Consider the following 21,279-nt stretch of genomic DNA (forward strand, 5'->3'; position numbering starts at 1 on the left):
CGTTTACCGCTGTCGCCCAGAAAGCTCTGCATGTTTTTCAAGAAAGAAAATTCTCTTTTATTAATCTGATAAGCAGTGCAACGCAACAGAGGGCGGGAAATGGGGGCCTATGTCCATTCAAAAAATTACAATTGTCGACAATAATGGCTTTTAAATTGATTTGTTCTTGTTTAAAAGCATTTTTAATTTATTATTGTCGACAATGTTTGTTTGGGATTATCTATGTCGGCATATGATCTGTTAGGGGCGATTAACAGCCTGTTTATTTTTATTAGTGTGCTGGGGGTGTATTCCCAATTGCGTAAGATTTGGGGGCGTAAGCGCACTCAGAGAACAGGAGATGCCACTGCAATATTGTCGCTGAATCAATTCACCATCAGTTTTCTGGCGTATTTTTCCTTCTTTGTATACGGATACAGTCTGACACCAGTGAATCACTACCTACTTTGGCCGCGTCTTGCTGCTGCGGCATTAGTGGTAGTGATTTTGTATGAAATATTCCGCGACAGGAGAAGCCGACTGGCGCGTTTTTGCTTTTGCTTAGCAATAATAAGCCTCGTGCTGGGCATTGCCGGGTTTATCGGTCTGGACAGCATTGGGCCGCGCACTAAGTTAGTGTCGACAATATTGATTGTGGCCATTACCTTGCTACTTGCGCAGGGATATGCCCATCAAATTCTGCTGATAATACGAAGCGGCAGTACCGGCGCCGTGGATATTCGTATGAGCCAGTTCATCCTAATGATGGATATCTCCACTATTGCTTTTGCTTGCAGCATGGGCGTCGCGGATGGCTGGCCACTTTTGTTACTGGCTTGTGTCAGTGGCATAACCAAGCTGATCATTATGTATCTGTTTTTCTGGGTGCGAGTCAGTCCCAGGGCCCTTGCCAGGCGAGAGACCCTTAGGGGTTAATACTGGACGCTATAACAGACGCACTCGGTTCCCAAATGGGCAACCTGTTTTTCGTAGCGCATGTCGAGTTTTTGCAGTAAGCGGATGGACGGCTGGTTATCCGGCATGGCCAGGCCAATAATCCGCTTCAATCCGAGTTGATGCTGGCCAAATTGCATAGCCGCCTGCGCGGCTTCCAATGCTAAGCCTTGCCCCCAATAGTCGGGATGCAGGCGATAACCTATATCTGTTTCCTGCATATCTGCCAGGTACTTCAAACCGCAAAAACCGATAAACTCGCCGCTGTCTTTATGGATCACGGCATGGCGACCATAGCCGCAGCGCTGATAGTCACGCAGCGGACTGGTTTGCAGATAATAAGCGGTATCTTCCACGCTGTGTTGAAGTGGGCCGATATAACACATCACCCGCTCATCACTGTTTAGGCGGTGCAGTGCTGCTGCATCGTTGAGGGTTAACGGACGCAGCAGTAATCTTTCGGTGTACAGACTTTGCATGGTGATCTCTCTAAAACGGGAGGAGCAAGGTTAGCAGAAAGCCGCGACAGAAAATAAAGCTTGTTTCACCGATGGTGACTATTTACACTTTTAGACGTCTAAACGTCTTTATGGTAATCACTTTTGACCGACCTTCATGCACACTCGGCTCGTGGTAAATATGCGCTGTTACCCCTCGGCCTGTTTCTTTTGCTATTCCTCGGCGCTGGTTTTTACTACCAGGTCCAAGGTGTGGAATTTGCTTTTTATCAATTGCCTGCACCAGTGGCAATTTTACCCGCGGTCCTGCTGGCGGTGTGGCTTTCCAAAGACTCCTTAAACCGCACTATCGCTCAGTTTACTGAAGGAGCAGGGCATCAGGATATCATGACCATGTGTATGATTTTCCTGTTGGCCGGCGGCTTTTCGGCGGTGGCCAAAGCCACAGGGGGCGTAGATGCCACTGTCGCGCTGGGAGTGAATTTAATCCCGGCCAAATTCCTGCTGCCGGGCCTGTTCCTGTTGGGGGCTTTTGTTTCTACCGCCATGGGCACATCCATGGGCACCTTAGCGGCCATGGCGCCAATAGGTATGGGTATGTCGCAGGTGACAGGTATAGATCCAGCACTGATGGCCGGGGTGCTGATGAGCGGTGCGATTTTTGGCGACAACCTGTCGATTATCTCCGACACCACCATTGCGGCCACTCGTACGCAAGGCTGTCAGATGCGTGACAAGTTTGTCGAAAACCTCAAGATGGCGCTTCCGGCGGCGCTGGTGACGCTGATCCTATTTGCCTGGGTAAGCCCTCATCCAGAGCCTGTTACAGTGGATGATGGAAATCCCTGGCTGGCGATCCCGTATTTGCTGATTTTGGTGTTGGCGGTATCCGGTGTGAACGTCTTTGTTGTGCTGGTGCTGGGGATTATTTGTAGTGCACTGATGGGCGTATGGCAGGCAGATTACGCATTAAATCAACTGGGTAAAGATATCTACGCGGGTTTCACCTCCATGCAGGAAATCTTTATGCTAAGCATTCTGATTGGTGGTCTGTCAGGTTTAATGCGTTCTCAGGGCGGGCTGGATTACCTGGTGGCTAAGTTGCATGCCTTATCGCAAAAACTTTCCCGTCATGCCCATGCCAGTCATAGCTTTGCCATTGCTGCTCTTATCGCCATCAGCAACCTGTGTATCGCCAATAACTCGGTGTCTATTATTGTGGTAGGTGAGGCGGCGCGAAAACTGGCCGAGCACGGCGAAATTGCCCCCAGGCGCAGTGCCAGTTTGTTGGATATCTTTGCCTGTATTGTACAGGGGTTAATCCCATACGGTGCGCAGGCGCTGTTATTGGGCGCCAGCTTTGCCATTTCGCCGGTAGAAATTATCCCTTACGTGTTCTACTGCTATCTGCTCGCTATTGTGGCCTGCGGCTATATCGTCTGGAACCTGGCGGCCAAGCGCTAAATTCGTAATAGCTTTTTAAGGCTCTGCCGGTAAAGCAGAGCCGCTTGCTCCTTGCCTAAGCTGTCGCGCAGCAACAAATGCCCCAAATATAAACTGTAGAGTTCGTAGGCAAGACCCACCTGATTGATATCCGTGGGCAGCTTTTGTTGCTCAACGGCTTTGGCCACCTGGCGCTGCAGGTAGCCGAGCAATCGGCTTTGTTGCGCCAGGGCAAACTGACGTACCGGGCTGTCCGGGCGGTTTTGGTATTCCACCGCTGCTTTAATCAGCGGGCATCCCATACCACTCTCGCCCATCACCCGTCCGGCCCAGTCGGTCCAGGCCAGCATCAGGGCTTCAATTCTGACTACGGGGTTGTCCTGGCGGGTCGGGATCAGCACCTGTTGCATAAACTGCTGTTCAATATATTCCAGAATCGCCATCTGCATGCTTTCCTTGTCCTGGAAGTGCGAAATCACCCCCGTGCGCGACAAGTTGCATAGCTTGGACAAGGTGCCGATGGTGATATCGGCCAGCCCGTATTTGCTGCTGTGTTTAAAACCGGCATCCAGAATGTGCTGCCGGGTGCGTTCGCCTTTATTCATGTACCGACCAGAATGGACGAGATTTGCTTGATAACTCCAGTATCCCTCAACAGTTTGTTATGACCAAGGTTTTGTGTCAGATAAAGGGGCGTACCCTGTTGCTCACTAACATGGCGGATGTGCTCAATGGGGGCAAATTTATCGTCGGTATCATGGATCAGGTACAAGCGGTCGGCACACTTATGCAAATGATGCTGATATTGCAGTTGTTGCCATTTGGTCTGGTACTGGGCCGAAATCCGCTCCAGTACCAAGGCCAGCATTTTGTGCGAGATCCCCATGCGCTCAACCTGCACAAACATCAGGTCAAACAAACGTATGGGCATGGCAATCAGAATAACCTTCAGTCCCTGCAGATACTCCGCTTTAAGGTTTAGCGCGGCAAGCCCGCCCATGGAATGGCCGATAATGGCCGCCACCTGTTCCCCCTGCTGCTTAAAATGCGCCAGTAAAGCTTCTTTCGCCTCGATAAAAGCCAGGAGGTGGGCATGTTTGCCGGTAGACTGGCCATGGGCCACATGGTCTATGGCGGCCACCCGGAAGCCTTGCGCCAATAAAGACGGGATCATAGTTTCAAAGCAGCGGCTGTTATCGGCCCAGCCATGGCTGGTTACTACCCAGGGGCCGCTCTCGCCAAACAGATGCACCTTAATCTGGCCCTGACGGGTGTTGAATGACCAATGGCTGTGTGGGGTTACCTGCTCAAAATGCCTGACCCTTTTGCCAAAAGGCCTAAGCAGCATCTGCCTGCCCAACCACAGTGCCAGCCCAGGCATTTTATCGCTTAGAAAACCTGTGGTCTTGTAGAGCAAAGCTTGCGCAAAGTTATGCTTTGCTCTGTCGGAAAAGTAGTTCAGTGCCATGAGCGCTCCGTGGCGAAATTAAATAGTACAGTTGTACTTTTAAAATAGTTCACTTGTACTATTTTGGCAACAGGGTCTGGAAGCCAATAAGCAAATTCGCCTTATTAGGTGAGTGAGATTTGGAAATTAAAAATGCCAGTCTATGCCAAGGGTCAGTTGGCGCTGTTGTTCCAGGTAAGGCCAGGTATTGAGCACACGGCGGGTTATTTCGGGCTGCCAACGGTTTTGATCAAGCAGATTTGTTATGTCTAACCAAAAGGATAACTGGCGATTGAATTGGTAATTCAGATGAGCCTTCAGGCTGGTATGCGGATTGGTCAGTGGGTTATAAGGCAATGCCCCCGATGGATTCTGCCAGCCCCGGATATGTTGCATATGCAGGCCGAGTTGAAAACTCTGCCCTAAGGTTTGGATCCAGCCGAGTTTAACCAGGTGACGCGGCATACTGCTGGCATTATCTGTATTGATGCCATTTGCCTGATTTTGCTGATAGGTCCAGGCCATTTCCAGACGCATATTGCTATCCAGCGGTTGCCAACGGCCTTCCCATTCCAAGCCTTTAAAGCGTTGCTCACCAAAGTTAGTATAACTGGCGGTTTGGCCAGGCTGAGTACGGCGAATAATTAAGTCTTGGTTGTGGCTATAAAAAACACTAAGCGCGCTATAGAAGTCAGCATCGCTGTAAGCCAGTTGGGCATCCCAGGTATCAACGGTTTCAGGCTTCAGGGCATCATTTCCCAGCACCACGCCTGGCAGGGTTATACCTTGTTCCAACATGGACGGTGCCCGATAGGCTTCGGCATACTGAATTTTCGCCAGCCAACCGTTGTGCCACTGGTAATTGGCTGAAACGCGGCTGGAGAGATGGCTGCTACCGTGATCCGCTCTGTTTAGTTGCAGGCCAGCAACCAAGGACAGATTCTGACTAAACTGGTAGGCAATTTCGGTAAAAAAGCGCTGTTGACTGTCCTGGTATTCAGGAACAATAGTGATATGACCTTCCATGACATGATCGCCAGCCGAATCGCCCTGATTGCGCTGCAGTTCAACACCTAAAGTGAAAGTGGTGTCAGGATTCAGGCTTCGCTGCCAATGCATATCCCATTGCCAATCGTCTGCGTCCATATAACTCGGTTGTGGGCCGGGATTGGTATAGTGGTTATGCATGCCATTGTAGGTGAGTGCCAGACTCAGTTGCCCTTGCCATAAATTCTGCTGCGTGGTGAGACTCAACCATTGACGTGTCGCAGTAATTTGCGCTTCTTCACTGAATAGCTCAGCAATGGGCAAGGTACCGCCATGCCCTGACTGAGTATCTGCATATAAATAGCTGAACTGCCATTCTTTCCAACCCGCTGTTAGGTGAATGCCTAAATTCTGTTGCGCGAAGTTACGTGTGAAGGGACGATTGTGCTCGTCCCTGGCGTTAACATTGTTATGGCTATCGTTAAAATATTGAAGATTGATGTTGGCCCAGGCGGAATCAGACTCCATCCCCTGATTTAGGGCAACAAACTGCCTGCCGCTGGATCCCAGTGCCGCGGTCACGCTGTTACTGCCAACACCTGGCTCTGTGACGATATTCACCACGCCACTAAAGGCATTGGTGCCATACTGTACCGAACCTGGACCGCGGATAATCTCCAACTGCTTGATACCTTTCAGGGGAAAAGCCCTTAGCAAGGCTAAGTCCGTACCACCATTCTGGGTTTCGCGTACTGGTTGGCCATTAATCAAGAGCAGCACATGGGTGTTGTACTGGCCTGGCTGATCTCCTCGCATACTCAGACTGTTTACCGGAAACATGTAGGTGCCGGTACCCAATATGCCAGGGGCAAGTTCCAGTGCTTCTATCAGACTGCTGGCCCCATATGCTTTTATCTGTTCACGGCTGATAACGGAGAGTACGCCAGGTGCCTGAGATAAGGTCTGCAGCCTGCGACTGGATGTTACCACCTCAATATCCAATAACTCTTCGAAGGAGAGCGTAAAAGGATCGACTGGTGCAGCATCCTGGGCGTGAGCGATATGCCCGAGAAATAGCAATAGAACCCCGATTCTTCTGTACAACAACTGCGAATGGCGCAAGGTCATGCTTTCTCAAACAAAGACAGTAGATTGAAGCTAAAAGCTAAATCATCTTGGTCGGGGTTGCAAAAAAGATTGCGCAATCTGGAGATAACCCGCTGTTATACAAAATTAATATTGCTGATCGCAAAAGCCAGTATCAGGCCGCCAAATAACTTAAGCGTGAGCGGATAAATTCCGCCAGTTTAAGGCTGGCCTGAGGGTGTTTGTTAGACTGAATAAATAAGCTAATACCTACTTTGCCAAGGGGTGGTAGGCTGCGATGGCGGATGAGGGTCAAGTCGGCGGGTAGGGTACTTTTGGCCAGCACCGTCACCCCCAAACCCTCTTTTAGGGCAGCGGTAATGCCGCCGATATCGGCGTTGGTGTAACTGATGCGCCAGGGCTGGTTAGCCGCTTGTAATCGCTCCAGGGCACGACGACGATAAATACAACCGTTTGGGGCTACTACCAGGGCAACCTTATCGTCGTTGGGGCGGTATTGCGGGTTGGCAACCCATACCAATTCGTCCTGTAATACGGTTTCCGGCTGGTTAGGGTGGGGCATATCATCCAGCGCCAGAATCAAATCAAACTGGCGGCGGCGCTCTTTATCCAGCAAAGACTTACTCAAATCACAGGTGACTTCTAATGTCACATCCGGATAAGCCTTATTAAAGTCACCGATAATGCTCGGCAACAGGCTGGTGGCAAATTCGCTGGGCAGGCCAAGGCGCAACTGACCACTTAACTGGGTTTGTTCAAACTGGCGGAAAATATCATCGTTAATGGCCAGCATCTGTAACGCTTGCTGGTAGAGCTGCATACCTTCGCTATTGACCTGCTGGCGCTGACCCTGGCGGCTGAACAGTTTGCGCCCGAGCTGTTCTTCCAGGCGTTTGATCTGCAGGCTGATGGCGGGCTGCGAGCGGCCAAGAAAATCCCCGGCCTTGGCATAACCGCCCATTTCCACCACAGTGACAAAAGCACGTAAATTATCCAGGGACAGTTGTTTCATGGTCGTCGCGTTAGGTGTTAGGTGCCAGGCGAGAGGTGTAAAGTGCCTTGCACTAATGTGGGTGAATCGGAGATGGCGGCGATAAATAAGGCAAAAGGCGTATCTAGATTGCCTTTTGATTATTGACCCTTATGGTTTCCTCACTCCTCACTCCTCACTCCTCACTCCGTTGGCATCAGTATCTTTAATGATGTGTGGATAATACATAACAAAAGTTAATCATTCCATTTAGATTTCCAATTTGTTGCCCTATGGCGAAGCTCCTATAATCAGGCCACATTTTTTGAACCTCACAAGAGTGCCAAAGCCATGACCAACAAGACTGTGCTGCACCCCAAACATCTTGAAGCCGGTGCCAAAATGGTGGATTTCCACGGTTGGGAAATGCCCATCAACTACGGCTCACAGATTGAAGAGCACCATGCTGTGCGTAACGATGCGGGTATGTTTGACGTATCGCACATGACCATTGTTGATATTAAAGGCGCTCAGGCCAAAGCTTACCTGCGTTACCTGCTGGCTAACGACGTGGACAAACTCAAAGACAAAGGCAAGGCACTGTACAGCGGTATGCTGAATGAAGCGGGCGGCGTGGTCGACGACCTGATCGTGTACTTCTTCGCAGATGACGATTATCGCCTGGTAGTGAACTCGGCCACCCGTGAGAAAGACATTAACTGGTTGAACAAGGTTGCCGAAGGCTTTGACATCCAGATTATCGAACAGCCCAATCTGGCCATGATCGCCATCCAAGGCCCGAATGCCAAAGCCAAAACCGCCGAGCTATTCAGCGACGAGCAAAAAGCCGCCGTTGAAGGTATGAAGCCGTTCTTTGGCGTGCAAAGCGGTGAGCTGTTTATTGCCACCACTGGCTATACCGGTGAAGCCGGTTACGAAGTGATGGTGCCGGCCGAGCAAGCCTGTGATTTCTGGCAAAAGCTGCTGGACCTGGGCATTCAGCCTTGTGGTCTGGGCGCGCGCGACACTTTGCGTTTGGAAGCAGGCATGAACTTGTACGGCCAGGATATGGACGAAACCATTTCCCCGCTGGCGGCCAACATGGGCTGGACCATCAGTTGGTTGCCTGAAGAGCGTGATTTTATGGGCCGTAAGGCACTGGAAGAATACAACCGCAACGGTAAAGACAAGCTGGTTGGCCTGGTGATGGAAGAGAAAGGCGTACTGCGCGCCGGTCTGACCGTCAAGGTAGAAGGCGGTGAAGGGGTGATTACCTCCGGCACCTTCTCGCCAACCCTGGGTTACAGCATCGCTATGGCTCGCGTGCCTTCCAGCGTAAGGGATACAGCCGAAGTGGAAATGCGTAAAAAGTGGGTTACAGTAAGAGTGGTTAAACCCAGCTTTGTCCGTAACGGTAAAAAAGTAGAACACTAAGTATTAGAGGAAATACAATGAGCAACATCCCTGCCGAACTGCGTTATGCCGCTTCTCATGAGTGGGTGCGCCCCGAAGGTAACGGTGTTTACACCGTAGGTATTAGCGAACACGCCCAGGAACTATTGGGTGATATGGTGTTTGTTGAACTGCCTGAAGTAGGCAGCAATGTCAGCGCCGGTGACGACGTGGCCGTGGCCGAGTCGGTAAAAGCCGCCTCTGACGTATATGCGCCTATCAGCGGTGAGATCCTGGCAGTAAACGAAGAGCTGGAAGACTCTCCTGAGCTGGTTAACTCTGACCCATACGGTGACGGCTGGATGTTCCGCATCAAAGCCGACGACGAGAGCGAGCTGGCTGAGCTGCTGGACGCCGAAGGCTACGAAAACAGCATCGACGAAGAGTAACAAATATTGAAAGGCCGCGCCGACCAGGTGCCGGCCTTTTTTCGTTAAGCACCCTGGGTTTTCCCAGGGTTTGCTTTTGCAACTTCCCTAACCGAGATACCAAGCATTATGTCTGACACCAACCTCTCCCTGTCGCAACTTGAACAGAAGCAGGATTTTGTCCGTCGCCATATCGGCCCAGGCCAGGCAGAAACCGCTGCCATGCTGGACGTGGTAGGCGCTACCAGTCTGGATGACCTGATTGAGCAAACGGTACCTGCGGCCATTCGCTTACCTAAGCCATTGAACCTGGGTGAGAGTCAGACAGAAACCGAAGCCCTGGCCGCACTGAAAGCCGTGGCAAGTAAAAACAAGATTTTCCGCAGCCACATTGGTATGGGCTATCACGACACCCTGACCCCCAATGTGATTTTGCGTAACGTGATGGAAAACCCAGGTTGGTACACGGCGTATACCCCTTACCAGCCCGAGATTGCCCAGGGCCGCCTGCAGGCGCTGCTTAACTTCCAGCAAATGACCCTGGATCTGACCGGTTTGCAACTGGCTTCTGCCTCACTATTAGATGAAGGCACTGCCGCCGCCGAAGCCATGGCCCTGGCTAAGCGTGTTTCCAAGAACAAAAAAGCCAACCTGTTCTTTATTGCCGACGATGTGCATCCGCAAACCATCGACGTGGTAAAAACCCGCGCCGAGATGTTTGGTTTTGACATTATTGTCGGCCCGGCGGCAGACGCCCCTAACCACGATGTATTTGGTGCGCTGCTGCAATACCCAGGTACCACGGGTGCCATCAGCGATCTGGAATCTCTGATTGCCACTTTGCAAGGCAACAAGGCCATAGTGTCTGTAGCGGCCGATATTATGAGCCTGGTGCTGCTGAAATCCCCTGGCGAAATGGGCGCCGATGCGGTTCTGGGCAGTGCCCAGCGTTTTGGCGTACCTATGGGTTACGGTGGCCCGCACGCGGCCTTCTTCGCCACGCGCGATGAGCATAAGCGTTCACTGCCTGGCCGTATTATCGGTGTGTCGCAGGATACCCGTGGCAAACCTGCCCTGCGTATGGCGCTGCAAACCCGTGAACAGCATATCCGCCGTGAAAAGGCCAACTCCAACATCTGTACTGCGCAGGTGCTGCTGGCCAATATGGCGTCTTTCTACGCTGTGTATCACGGTCCAAAAGGCCTGAAAACCATTGCCAGCCGTATTCACCGTTTGGCCGATATCCTGGCCGCCGGTTTGCAAGCCAAAGGCCTGGAACTGGTCAACGACACCTGGTTCGACACCATCACGGTTAAAACCAGCAATAAAGACGAGATTGTGGCCCGTGCTATCGCCTCCGAGCGCAACCTGCGTACCGACTTAGACGGTGCGCTGGGTGTAAGCCTGGATGAAACTACCACTCGTGACGATATCAACAGCCTGTTCGACGCCTTCTTAGGCACAGGCCACGGCTTGGATATCGATGTACTGGATGCACAGATCACCGCCAGCGGCTCGGCTTCTATTCCGGCTAACCTGCTGCGTACCAGCGAGATTTTGACCCACGAAGTCTTCAATAAGTATCACAGCGAAACCGAAATGCTGCGTTACATCAAGTCGCTGGAAGATAAAGACCTGGCCCTGAACCACTCGATGATTTCACTGGGCAGCTGCACCATGAAGCTGAACGCCACGGCCGAGATGATCCCGGTTACCTGGCCTGAGTTCGGTAAACTGCACCCCTTTGCACCACTGGATCAGGCCCAGGGTTACCAGCAAATGATCAACGAGCTGGGTGACGCGCTGGTAGAAATTACCGGTTACGACAATATCTCCATGCAGCCTAACTCAGGTGCGCAGGGTGAATACGCCGGTTTGATTGCCATTCGTCGCTACCACGAAAGCCGCGACGAAGGTCACCGCAATATCTGTTTAATTCCAAGCTCTGCCCACGGTACTAACCCGGCGTCTGCGCAGATGATTGGTTACAAAGTGGTGGTGGTTGACTGTGACAAGAACGGTAACGTTGACCTGGCCGACCTGAAAGCCAAAGCCGCTGAAAGCGCCGACAACCTGGCTTGTATCATGGTGACGTACCCCTCTACCCACGGTGTATACGAAGAAACCATTCGCGAGATTTGCGATATCGTGCACCAGCACGGTGGCCAGGTATACCTGGACGGCGCCAATATGAACGCCCAGGTTGGCCTGACCAGCCCCGGCTTTATCGGTTCTGATGTATCGCACCTGAACCTGCACAAAACCTTCTGTATTCCACACGGCGGCGGCGGCCCCGGTATGGGCCCAATCGGTGTAAAATCGCACCTGGCGCCATTCCTGCCAAGCCACCCGGTAATGGAAATCAGCGGTACGCAGCCCACTAACGGTGCCGTATCTGCCGCACCTTGGGGCAGTGCGTCTATTCTGCCAATCAGCTATATGTACATTAAGATGATGGGCGGCGAAGGGCTGGCTAAAGCCACGGCTATGGCAATTCTGAACGCTAACTACGTAGCTAAGCGTTTGTCCGGCCATTATCCGGTACTGTACAAAGGCCGTAACGAGCGTGTTGCGCACGAATGTATTATCGATATGCGCCCGCTTAAGGAAGCCTCAGGCGTGACCGAAATGGACGTGGCCAAGCGCTTGAACGACTACGGCTTTCACGCCCCGACCATGAGCTTCCCGGTAGCCGGTACGCTGATGATCGAGCCTACTGAGTCCGAAGCCAAGGCCGAGCTGGATCGCTTCTGTGATGCCATGATCAGCATCCGTGAAGAAATAGCCAAGGTAGAAAGCGGTGAATGGAACGACACCGACAACCCGCTGCACAATGCCCCGCACACCCTGGCGGATATTTGTGACGACGAGTGGACCCGTGCCTACAGCCGCACCGAAGCGGCCTACCCGGTAGACGCCGTGCGCCGTAACAAGTTCTGGCCAAGCGTAAACCGTATCGACGACGTATTCGGTGACCGTAATCTGGTGTGTTCTTGCCCTGCTACTGATACTTATCGGTGAGTTGGCGGGTTACTGTCGATCTCGAATAAAGAATGCAACTATCGGAATTAAGTTTGCAACTCAAATAAAGTTTGCAACCGGTAGTCGGATTTTGAGGTCAGTAAAATAAAAAAGCGAACCAGAGATGGTTCGCTTTTTTGATATTTATTAATGTGGTTAATATTTAGGCTACCAGCCTTGAAAGCTGCGGGTCATTGCGAAACATGACACACCACCTTGCTACTGATGATAGTTCAGCGTTGGGTAAAGTCATATTTCTGATATTTACACAATGCGCTCTGACTTTTTCTCTGGCAACGGGATTACCACCATTATTGCATCTTGCTTTGTGCTTTAGGTATTCGTCTATTTCTGTTGACACATCCAGCCAAACTTTCCTTCTTGCTTCTGCAAGGTCATTATGCTCGTTAAGTTTGAGGCGCTTGATAGTTTCCTCTACTCTCATAGTTTCCCATTCAGTAGCGCCGGGTGACGGAACTGCTTTTCCTTCTTCATCAAAGGATATTAACGATACGTCATCAGCGTCGGCTGGGTCTAACAAATATGGTTCCTCTGACTCTTCATTTTGAGTTTGGAAGGAAGAAACTAAAGAACCTACTCTTAGAGGAAACCAGTTTCCTTTTTTACGATTACCCACATTTCCACAAAGGCGATAATTTGTGTAATCAAAAGCCAGCCACCAATAAGCATCTCTTTCTGTACCGTCTGTAGATTTCGACTTGGCTTTCGGGCGAAAGTGTTCAACGTCATAGTGAGAATAGAGGTCTCTAACTTCAGAGAACCAGCATTTCCCATAAGATAAAACTTTAAGCCATTCCTTGAGTCTGCCCCAATGAGTTGATCGGGCGTTAATATATTCGTTCCTAGTTTCGAAATCTCCAGCATTATGAAGTTCGGTAAGCCGTCTATTGTATAGACGAGATCGACTAAGCCACTCTTGCCATTGTTGTTCCGTCCAAGGAATCCAGCCAGGGAAATCAGGGGTTGCAGGAGTATTAACCGGAGTAAGGCCATTCATATTTATGTAGCGCATTACTCTTCCCCATTCAAAATGTCGTCAATGATACTATCGACAATTTCATCCTGCTCTTTTATTTCATCCGCAGTAAGGGATGGTTTATTGAATTTGCGATGTTGTGCCATCTTCCTAACAAACATTGCATAAACAGGATCTTTGAATTCTGCCATTGAGAAACCTAAATCAGCGAGTTCTTGACTTAGTCTGGCCAGTTCGTCGTTTTCTTCAGAGGTTTTTTTTTCTTTGGCGAATAGCTCATTCCGGCGGTATAACCTTCGCTCTGTTTCGACATCTAGCGTTGAGGTTAAACCAAATAGCTCGCTTTTTAGTAAGCCTGTTACTCCCATTCCCTGAGGGTGTTCATCCGGTTGTTCAACAAGAGTTTTATCGCCATTATTTTTGATTATATGAACTTGCTCTTTCTTAAGTGAACCAACCATCATTGGATCGTGAGTGGTGATGAGAATCTGCGATTCACTTTGTGACTTAGAGTCTTTCTCAGTAGTTAGCACACCCTCGATGTCGTCGAAGTAACGAAGTTTCCAAATTGGATTTAAATGCGTATCTGGTTCATCAAGCAAAAATAAACATTGGTCTTCTCGGGTTATACGCATAAGGCCAAGAACTGTCAGCATCTGAAGTTCACCCTCCGACAGTTGTGTAAAGCTCACTTTTCCACCGTGTTCATCGCGTTTCTTTACGGTAATCCTTACTTCATCAATCAAATCGCCAATGTAAGCACCTTCTGCATAGCGGAAAAAGCTATCTGGGCTGCCAACCAACTCACCTAGTTCCTTTAGTTTGTGTTTGTCAGGTACAAATAAATAAAGTTGTTTTTGCTTTTCTGTACGACCACGAAAATCAATTTGCTTAGTTGCTTCTTGTTCAATTGGTGCCCATGAAACTTGCCAGAGTTTATCAAGGAATTCACTGACCACATTACCTCGGGCATACCAGAAGCGAGGGTCGCCTTCATTGAGTTCATTTTCATCGAACTTCCCATTTCGGCGTTTTTCACGCAAACGGTGGGGCTCTTTAAGAACGAAAAGGGCTGACTCTAACGACTCAATATGTAAGTTATCCAAAACTTTTTTAAAAACAGGATCATCAGATAGCAGGCACGCCAATAAAACCAACTGGCTATGGCCGCCACGGCAGTAGAAAAGGCGACGAAGTCGATCATCACCAGCTTTCTTAAGTCTCGCTTCTCGACGACGTTTGGCTTCTTCAATTGCGCGAATATCAGCATCGGAGGCGGTGAAGTTTTCTAGCAGTTCTTCAGATAAAACTTCGTCGGTGGTGATTTCCTGACGTTTGTTAAATCGGCGCTGGTGTTCCTGAAATAACTGTTCGATGCGCTCATTCCTGCCTGAGTAATAGGCAAATATGTGTGTTGGTAAAAGTCGTGAACCGCGACGCTTATCCTGCGGGACTTTGTCCGGAGGGTCATTTTTAATCAGATATTCTTGGCTAACACGATCACCATCTACCCAAACGTAAGGGCGCTTCTGTTTGGCAGTATCTGCCTGAATACGCACTATGTGACCACGAATTTCGTACTCGAATGTGTAATCAAATGCCGCCTCACGGTCGAGATCTATGTCACGAAAGAGCGTAATTAACGCTTCAATTAAATTAGATTTACCTGTGCCGTTCTGTCCTATTAACGCATGGCTTCGAATACGCTTAGACTCCTCAGATTTGCCGGTACTTGAACTATGTGATAATTCAATGGCAAAGCTCATCTCTACATCTCGTAAGTTGCGAAAATGAGGAATGGCTAAATAACGTAACTGCATAATAAATCCTTTTATTCTTCTATTTTTTCTAGCATTTCAGCCTTTTCTGGTTCAAGTATCCAGCCATGGGCAACTTCGACTTTTAATTGCGCGTAAAAGGCATCAATTTCGCCACCAAAACGCTGCCATAAATCTTTCGCACTCATCTCACCACTATGGCGGGCCAGAATAGTGGCTAGTGGGGCTTGGGATTTGATACCAGGCGGCGTGCCTAAACGTACAGGCGCCACCAGTTCAGTTTTTGGAGCTTTCATAGGTTCCTCTTCTTGTTCGGTAGCGATGCCGGTGAGGGTGGCGACGGATGCCGTTGCCAAATGTTCTGAAACAACCAAAGTGCGATGCAATTTGCTTTCTAAGGTATCGCAAAACTTCATTAACTCAGCGACTCGCGCAACTATTCTTTTTTGCTCGGCAATTGGTGGCAGTGGGATTTCGAATTGCTCAAGTACTTTTTTGCTCAGCCCTTCGCGGGCCATTCCGACTTGCCGTCCCCAAATCATGGCCTGGGTATAAGGTGACAAAATACAAAGGTGAATGTACTCACGTATTTCTACATCAGTTAAACGAATAATCGTTACATGCTGACTGACATTGGCTTCACCGAAATCTGCCGGCACTAACGCACATCTGCCTAACGATGCTCCCGTAATGTTTAATAAAACATCATTGGCGGCAACCGCAGTTCCCGACATGCGTTCATGGACCTCAGCAGGAATGTAGGCTACATCGTCCAAACGCAATCCATTATTCCAGATGTTTTGAGAGCGCAAGAATGGAATGCCTTTATTAACATATACTTTTCGACCACCTCTTGGTGTGCTGCCTGAACCAATCTTGTTCGCTATTTCCCCTAATCGAACAAACGCCCACCCTTTTGGAAGGGGGAATGGATATTCCTCTTCTGGAACATTGCTGAAAGCAGTTTGCTTCGGAATTAGCTTTTGCTTTACAAGATGGGCTTTAGTCGTTTTGACTTGCTCCAACCAGGTATCCAGAGGTGTGTCTACATTTGATCGCTCAACTAATAGTCCGTGAACGGCTAAATCTAAAATGAGAGCGCGCAGTTGGGCCACATCCTCTGGTGTGGAAAACAGTTGGCCGAAGTTAGTTTGCAGGCGTTGCCAGCTTTCTTTCAGTTCTTGTGAGCTTTGGCTGGCAGCGACGGCTTGCAAAATAGATTGACGTAAGTTGTTTTGCAAAGTGCGACGTTTTTGTTGCTGCACTTCTAGCTGGTCGCATAAAGCCATCAGTTCATCAACTTTGGCGACAATGCGGGATTGTTCTTCGGTTGGGGGAAATGGCATTGCGCATAATGCAAAGTAATCCGTCGGTAAACGCTTTTGTCCAGCGGTGCCTGTCATGCTGGCTTCGCCTTTTGCACGGAATAATGGCGAGCGAATAAAAAGATAAATATAGGCTGGATTAACGTCTTCGCTTATGGGGCGGAAAACATGAAATTCTGTAGAGCCTGAGCCGATATTGTGTTCAAGCCCACGTACTACGGCCGACTTTCCGTTTTCAAAACACGGGGTGATTTTAGCCAATAACACATCGCCATTTGCGAAATGTGTGTAACCTTTTTTGATTTCTGACCACGGCCTAACATCGCCAGCTATAGCGATTGAGTGTAATTCGGAAACTGCTGCCATTGGCACAAAAGTGGCCATAATCACTGATTCCGAATCTTCTTCAACTTGATTTCGTGGGTTGATTTCCCCCAGATCGAGCAAGCGACTCCAGCGCCAGCTGGGCGGTAGATCAATTAACGGCGGTACCAATTGTGTTGATTCCAACTTTGGCGAACGCTTAAACTTTTTCTCTGCTATTAACTGTTTACGAATACGAGCTACATTTGTGAGCACGCTGTCTGCGCCACCATCTTCTTCTCTCTGTTGCGTGAGCTTTCCTGTAACGGCGAATTGATAAACCAATTCCCGCAATCGAGCTATGCCCCCCGGCGCATTGGCAATATGGCCAAACTCGGCCAAAAATTGATTCGCGTCCATTACGCTTCCTTATCGCTAAAGTGGTGAGAAAGCGCGGCGGCCAGTTCGCTTTTTAGTTGGTTTTCGGTTTCTTCAATTTCACCTAACAACTTTTTGAATTTAATCAGCAGTTCGTCTGGGTCGTGGCTTTCTTCTTCCGGTGCATTGGGGTTTTTTAAATCCAAGTTATAAATCGGCCAGTAAAGGCGATCGCCAGCGGCTTGTGCATCACGGGCTTTTAAACGCAGTCCTTCACTTTCTGTTTTTAAAACTTCGATGTCATCTTCTACGCTTTGGCGCTGACTTTTGTCGGTGACGCCTTTAATAGAATCACGCAAATCACGGATGCGATTATCCAGAACGCTTGCTTGATTATTTAAGCTTTCGGCATTCGCCCAGTGAGGCGCAGCGGCGGCTTCGGCTTGTTCTCGTTTGCTTTTGAAATCAACTTTCCAGGCGAATTCGTTTTCTTCACGGCTAGCAAAGTCATCACTTTCGTCGCCCCACCAATCCTGCTCAGGTTTAAATTCTTCCAAGCGGATAGGTTTGGTTTTGCTGTAGCTTTTGTAGCCCTGTGGGTAAGGGTGTTCGTAAAACCAGATGGAATCGGTGTGGAAATATTCGCTGCCGTCGTCTACCCGCGTGCCTTTGGTAAAAAATAACAGGTTGGTTTTAATGGTTGTGTAAGGGGCGAACACGCCTTTGGGCAGACGAATGATAGTGTGTAGTTTACATTCTTGCAGCAGTAGCTTTTTAAGGGTGCCTTTAATGCCATCGCCAAATAAAAAGCCATCGGGTAGCACCACAGCGGCGCGGCCATTCTCATTTAATAGCTTTTTAATGATCAACGCCATAAACATATCGGCGGTTTCACGGGTTTTTAAATCGGCCGGGTAATCGCTACCTACACCATCGTCTTCATAGCCACCAAAAGGAGGGTTGGTAATGATGCAATCGACCTTTTGGTTTGCGCTCCATTCGTTCCAGCCGATACCAAGCGTGTTTTTGTGTTCGATCTGACTGGGTATATCTATGCCATGCAGCAGCATATTTGTGGTGCACAGTAGGTGCGGCAGTTGTTTTTTCTCGATGCCGCGAATGAGGTCTTCAATAGCGCGCTTGTCTTCGGCGCTGGATTTGGTGGTTATTTGGTTGCGCAGGTGATCAATCGCTGCGGTTAAGAAGCCACCAGTACCGCAGGCTGGATCCATCACGCTTTCGCGTTTATCGAGGCGTGGATTGACACGATCTGCCATAAAGGCGGTGATGGCGCGCGGGGTGTAAAATTCACCGGCGTTACCCGCACCGCGCAGATCGTTAAGCAGTTGTTCATATACATCGCCGATATTGGCACGGGTTTTAAAATCATGAAAATTAATGGCTTCTTCGAGCTTTTCGATTACCGCCAATAATTGGGTGCCAGATTTCATGTAGTTGTTGGCGTCTTCAAAGACACTTCGAATCACTTTGTGGAGGGCAACCGAAGTTGCATTATCTTTTTCTGCATCGAACACAGGTATTTCCAGTTCTTTTAATGCAGGGAACAGTTGGTTGTTCACAAAGCCAATGATGTCGCTAGCGGCTTTTTGTGGGGCTTTTTTACCATCTACACCTGGAACATAAGCTGCCCAGTTGCGCCAGCGGAGCGCCTCTGGTAAAGGCGATTTATAGCTTGTGTCATCGTCTTCCCATTCTTCTTCGCGTTGATCGAATACTTTTAAAAACAGCATCCAAGTTAATTGGCCGAGCCGCTGTGCATCGCCATCAACACCATCGTCTTTGCGCATGATGTCTTGAATACTTTTAATAGTGCTACTTAAGTTCATTTATTTTCTAATCTCAATCTTTACATGATGACTATGCAGTTAAATCATCTTTATATAATTCGGTTTCTAATTCTTTAATAGCGTTTTGGTATTGGTCTACACCGCCAAAAATACCTCTTCGAATCTGAGTTTTACTACCTAACTGATCAAAAGGAGGTAGCTCTAATACTTTAGGGCTTTCAATATCTTGAACGCCATGTTCAGCAAACTTTTCAACTAACGCTTCAAGTACAGCCTTGGCTTGTTCGCCATATTTCCCGAATACATCACGTTTTTTAACGTTATTTGCTCGTTCTTTGCGAGTTAAAGGCTTCTGGTTAAAAGCTACGTGTGCTATTAAGTCAAATACATCTAGCTCTTCACCGTTAGGAATAGCTTGTTGAAGTAATTCTAACTTGATACCTTGCTCTGCCAATTCATCGATTATGGCTTGTTTTTTATCGCTTTCGTTCCAGCGTTTTAAAAAAACATTAAGCGTACCAAAACTCTCTTTTAATGACTGTTCAATTTGGTCTTTTAACAAGACTCTATAATCTTCAGTGATGAGTTTACCATCCGCGTCAAGATACTGAGAGCGCTCTGCGGCTAGGTCCACATCCACATCATCTAAATAAAATTTCTTTTTAGGTTCACGGACTTCTGAAGTATCCTCTGGCTGTAGCGGCAAAGTATCAACTAGCAGCGTTGAATCATCAGGCGCAATACCTTCTTCAGTTTCTTCTGGCGGAACTACTGGATCATCTTCATCGGGTTCATAAATAATGACGGGCTCGCCATCAAAGTCAGGATCTGAAAATAGGCGAGTAGCACCCTTGAAGTCCATAATGGTGAAGTAGAGTTTGTTATAGTCTTCTCTTAATCGAGTTCCTCTGCCGATGATCTGCTTGAACTCAGTCATTGAGTTTATGTTTTGGTCTAGAACAATCAGTTTACAGGTTTTAGCATCAACACCAGTTGTTAGTAACTTTGAGGTAGTTGCTATCACTGGGAAAGGTTCGTCGTTATCAATGAAGTATGACAATTGAGCCTTGCCTTCGTTATCGTCGCCAGTAATTCTCATAACGTAGCGGCGATTATTTGCAGCGGCAGGTATAAGTTTGACCAACTCTTGGCGCATTCTTTCAGCGTGATCTTGTTCGTCACAAAACACGATAGTTTTTGCCATTGGATCGGTGTTTTCTAAGTATTCCCATACTTTTTTCGCGACGAATCGCGTGCGCTTTTCTAGAATCAGATTTCGGTCGAAGTCTTTAGTATTGTATTGGCGTTGCTCCACTTCTTGGCCGTATTTATCCGTCTTTCCCTTTTCTGGGGTGTAGCCTAGGGCATCAACGTTCGTTGCTATACGAACAACCTTATAAGGTGCTAGAAAGCCATCTTCTATCCCCTGTTTTAGCGAATAGGTGTAAATGGGCTCGCCGAAATACTTGATATTGAATTCAGGGTTTATAATTTCGCCATTAACAGGCTTTTTCTCTTTTGGTGTAGCCGTCAGGCCTATGTGCGTAGCGCTTTCGAAATATTTAAGAATGTCATGCCAAGCAGAGTCTTCTTTTGCACTGCCACGATGACATTCATCAATCACAACTAAATCGAAAAAGTCAGCAGGGAATTGACGATAAATCTGCTTCCATTCTTCTTTACCGGTAACAGCTTGGTAAAGAGCAAGGTATATTTCGTAATTCTTCTTTGCTTCTCGATTGGTAACTTTATGCATCACTTCGCCGAATGGGGCAAAGTCTTGTTGCATTGTCTGGTCAACCAAGATGTTGCGATCTGCCAAGAATAAGATTCGTTTCTTCGTTTTTGATTTCCATAGTCGCCAAATAATTTGAAACGCGGTATATGTTTTACCTGTTCCGGTCGCCATAACAAGAAGGATTCTATTTTGTCCTTTGGCAATCGCTTCTATTGTTCTGTTGATGGCAACACGCTGATAGTACCTAGGTTCTTTTCCACTCCCATCACTGTAATAGGGTTGAGAAACTATCGGTTCAGATGACTCTGTTGTTAAGCCTTTCCACTGTTGATAAATTGGCCATAACGACTGTAACGTTGGAAATTCGTCGAGACTTAACTCTCTTTCTACAGGTGATGTAAGTCCTGTTCTGTCATGAAAAAGAAATCCATCGCCATTGCTGCTTATAGCGAATGGAATATCTAGCATCTCCGCATAGCTAAGAGCTTGTTGCATTCCATGTCCAATGGATAGTGAATTCTTTTTAGCTTCAATTACGGCGATTGGAAGATTGGGCTTTGCATATAGGATGTAATCAGCTCTTTTTGGGCCACCTTTTTTTTCGGGGTTTTTAACGCGGGCCGCCAGTCGACCTTTAACCATCACGCGACCATCAGTAAGTTTTACTTCTTCTCGAAATTGATTTTGTTTCCAATCCGCTTTTTCAATTGCAGGTGTTATATATTTGGTACAAATATCTCTTTCTGATAGTGCTTTTTTATCCATG

15 protein-coding genes are annotated in these 21,279 nt (G+C 48.4%); 5 read left to right on the forward strand and 10 right to left on the reverse strand.

Annotated features, from left to right (window positions below; all coding sequences use genetic code 11):
* Positions 1 to 222: 222 nt before the first annotated feature.
* Positions 223 to 915 carry a hypothetical protein gene (locus J0A65_RS01265; RefSeq protein ID WP_206592294.1) on the forward strand — a complete coding sequence of 231 codons (693 nt, stop codon included), beginning with the start codon at positions 223 to 225 and terminating at the stop codon, positions 913 to 915.
* On the opposite strand, the gene J0A65_RS01270 is transcribed toward J0A65_RS01265, so the two are convergent.
* Positions 912 to 1,412: a GNAT family N-acetyltransferase gene (locus J0A65_RS01270; protein ID WP_206592295.1), complete on the reverse strand. Its 501-nt coding sequence runs from the start codon at positions 1,410 to 1,412 to the stop codon at positions 912 to 914. The two genes, J0A65_RS01265 and J0A65_RS01270, sit on opposite strands and share 4 nt — an antisense overlap.
* 123 nt (positions 1,413 to 1,535) lie before the next feature.
* Here J0A65_RS01270 and J0A65_RS01275 point away from each other — a divergent pair, with 123 nt between their 5' ends.
* The gene (locus tag J0A65_RS01275; protein WP_206592296.1) at positions 1,536 to 2,855 is read left to right on the forward strand and encodes a Na+/H+ antiporter NhaC family protein; all 1,320 of its coding nucleotides are present in this window, start codon (positions 1,536 to 1,538) and stop codon (positions 2,853 to 2,855) included.
* Here the strand turns inward: J0A65_RS01275 and J0A65_RS01280 are convergent.
* The 4 genes from J0A65_RS01280 to J0A65_RS01295 all read right to left on the reverse strand — a co-directional run bounded on the left by J0A65_RS01280 (position 2,852) and on the right by J0A65_RS01295 (position 7,387).
* Positions 2,852 to 3,439 carry a TetR/AcrR family transcriptional regulator gene (locus J0A65_RS01280; protein WP_206592297.1) on the reverse strand — a complete coding sequence of 196 codons (588 nt, stop codon included), beginning with the start codon at positions 3,437 to 3,439 and terminating at the stop codon, positions 2,852 to 2,854. The two genes, J0A65_RS01275 and J0A65_RS01280, sit on opposite strands and share 4 nt — an antisense overlap.
* The gene (locus J0A65_RS01285) at positions 3,436 to 4,302 is read right to left on the reverse strand and encodes an alpha/beta hydrolase (RefSeq protein ID WP_206592298.1); all 867 of its coding nucleotides are present in this window, start codon (positions 4,300 to 4,302) and stop codon (positions 3,436 to 3,438) included. Before J0A65_RS01285 ends, J0A65_RS01280 begins: the two co-directional genes overlap by 4 nt.
* 126 nt (positions 4,303 to 4,428) lie before the next feature.
* Positions 4,429 to 6,396 (reverse strand): TonB-dependent receptor plug domain-containing protein, encoded by a 1,968-nt coding sequence (locus J0A65_RS01290; protein WP_206592299.1) that lies wholly within the window; start codon positions 6,394 to 6,396, stop codon positions 4,429 to 4,431.
* Positions 6,397 to 6,529: 133 nt separating this feature from the next.
* Positions 6,530 to 7,387 carry a LysR family transcriptional regulator gene (locus J0A65_RS01295; protein ID WP_206592300.1) on the reverse strand — a complete coding sequence of 286 codons (858 nt, stop codon included), beginning with the start codon at positions 7,385 to 7,387 and terminating at the stop codon, positions 6,530 to 6,532.
* A 309-nt stretch (positions 7,388 to 7,696) separates the two neighbouring features.
* Here J0A65_RS01295 and gcvT point away from each other — a divergent pair, with 309 nt between their 5' ends.
* The 3 genes from gcvT to gcvP all read left to right on the forward strand — a co-directional run bounded on the left by gcvT (position 7,697) and on the right by gcvP (position 12,186).
* Positions 7,697 to 8,779: a glycine cleavage system aminomethyltransferase GcvT gene (gene gcvT / locus J0A65_RS01300; protein WP_206592301.1), complete on the forward strand. Its 1,083-nt coding sequence runs from the start codon at positions 7,697 to 7,699 to the stop codon at positions 8,777 to 8,779.
* Positions 8,780 to 8,796: 17 nt separating this feature from the next.
* The gene (gene gcvH / locus J0A65_RS01305; protein ID WP_102798896.1) at positions 8,797 to 9,186 is read left to right on the forward strand and encodes a glycine cleavage system protein GcvH; all 390 of its coding nucleotides are present in this window, start codon (positions 8,797 to 8,799) and stop codon (positions 9,184 to 9,186) included.
* Between the two features lie 108 nt (positions 9,187 to 9,294).
* Positions 9,295 to 12,186 carry an aminomethyl-transferring glycine dehydrogenase gene (gcvP, locus tag J0A65_RS01310; RefSeq protein ID WP_206592302.1) on the forward strand — a complete coding sequence of 964 codons (2,892 nt, stop codon included), beginning with the start codon at positions 9,295 to 9,297 and terminating at the stop codon, positions 12,184 to 12,186.
* A 163-nt stretch (positions 12,187 to 12,349) separates the two neighbouring features.
* On the opposite strand, the gene J0A65_RS01315 is transcribed toward gcvP, so the two are convergent.
* The 5 genes from J0A65_RS01315 to hsdR are packed head-to-tail and all read right to left on the reverse strand — an operon-like array spanning position 12,350 to position 21,278.
* Entirely contained in the window at positions 12,350 to 13,219 is an 870-nt protein-coding gene (locus J0A65_RS01315; protein ID WP_232849669.1) for an HNH endonuclease family protein, read from the reverse strand.
* Positions 13,219 to 15,003, reverse strand: a complete 1,785-nt coding sequence (locus J0A65_RS01320; protein ID WP_232849670.1) for an AAA family ATPase — start codon at positions 15,001 to 15,003, stop codon at positions 13,219 to 13,221. The genes J0A65_RS01315 and J0A65_RS01320 overlap by 1 nt, the downstream gene beginning before the upstream one ends.
* An 11-nt stretch (positions 15,004 to 15,014) precedes the next feature.
* Complete coding sequence (locus J0A65_RS01325; RefSeq protein ID WP_206592303.1) at positions 15,015 to 17,009, reverse strand: restriction endonuclease subunit S; 1,995 nt, start codon at positions 17,007 to 17,009, stop codon at positions 15,015 to 15,017.
* Positions 17,009 to 18,814, reverse strand: a complete 1,806-nt coding sequence (locus J0A65_RS01330) for a class I SAM-dependent DNA methyltransferase (RefSeq protein ID WP_206592304.1) — start codon at positions 18,812 to 18,814, stop codon at positions 17,009 to 17,011. The genes J0A65_RS01325 and J0A65_RS01330 overlap by 1 nt, the downstream gene beginning before the upstream one ends.
* Before the next feature lie 31 nt (positions 18,815 to 18,845).
* Positions 18,846 to 21,278, reverse strand: coding sequence for an EcoAI/FtnUII family type I restriction enzme subunit R (hsdR, locus tag J0A65_RS01335; RefSeq protein ID WP_206592305.1), 2,433 nt, complete (start codon positions 21,276 to 21,278; stop codon positions 18,846 to 18,848).
* Position 21,279: the final 1 nt, after the last annotated feature.

The sequence above is a fragment of the Bowmanella yangjiangensis genome (assembly GCF_017255015.1).
Lineage (GTDB): Bacteria > Pseudomonadota > Gammaproteobacteria > Enterobacterales > Alteromonadaceae > Bowmanella > Bowmanella yangjiangensis.

Bases quoted from the DNA above. Each gene is read 5' to 3' on its own strand.
- J0A65_RS01285 (WP_206592298.1), bottom strand. From the start codon at position 4,302: ATGGCACTGAACTACTTTTCCGACAGAGCAAAGCATAACTTTGCGCAA.
- gcvT (WP_206592301.1), top strand. From the start codon at position 7,697: ATGACCAACAAGACTGTGCTGCACCCCAAACATCTTGAAGCCGGTGCC.
- J0A65_RS01330 (WP_206592304.1), bottom strand. From the start codon at position 18,814: ATGAACTTAAGTAGCACTATTAAAAGTATTCAAGACATCATGCGCAAA.
- J0A65_RS01315 (WP_232849669.1), bottom strand. From the start codon at position 13,219: ATGCGCTACATAAATATGAATGGCCTTACTCCGGTTAATACTCCTGCA.
- J0A65_RS01280 (WP_206592297.1), bottom strand. From the start codon at position 3,439: ATGAATAAAGGCGAACGCACCCGGCAGCACATTCTGGATGCCGGTTTT.
- J0A65_RS01290 (WP_206592299.1), bottom strand. From the start codon at position 6,396: ATGACCTTGCGCCATTCGCAGTTGTTGTACAGAAGAATCGGGGTTCTA.
- hsdR (WP_206592305.1), bottom strand. From the start codon at position 21,278: ATGGATAAAAAAGCACTATCAGAAAGAGATATTTGTACCAAATATATA.
- J0A65_RS01325 (WP_206592303.1), bottom strand. From the start codon at position 17,009: ATGGACGCGAATCAATTTTTGGCCGAGTTTGGCCATATTGCCAATGCG.
- J0A65_RS01270 (WP_206592295.1), bottom strand. From the start codon at position 1,412: ATGCAAAGTCTGTACACCGAAAGATTACTGCTGCGTCCGTTAACCCTC.
- J0A65_RS01320 (WP_232849670.1), bottom strand. From the start codon at position 15,003: ATGCAGTTACGTTATTTAGCCATTCCTCATTTTCGCAACTTACGAGAT.
- J0A65_RS01295 (WP_206592300.1), bottom strand. From the start codon at position 7,387: ATGAAACAACTGTCCCTGGATAATTTACGTGCTTTTGTCACTGTGGTG.
- gcvH (WP_102798896.1), top strand. From the start codon at position 8,797: ATGAGCAACATCCCTGCCGAACTGCGTTATGCCGCTTCTCATGAGTGG.
- gcvP (WP_206592302.1), top strand. From the start codon at position 9,295: ATGTCTGACACCAACCTCTCCCTGTCGCAACTTGAACAGAAGCAGGAT.
- J0A65_RS01265 (WP_206592294.1), top strand. From the start codon at position 223: ATGTCGGCATATGATCTGTTAGGGGCGATTAACAGCCTGTTTATTTTT.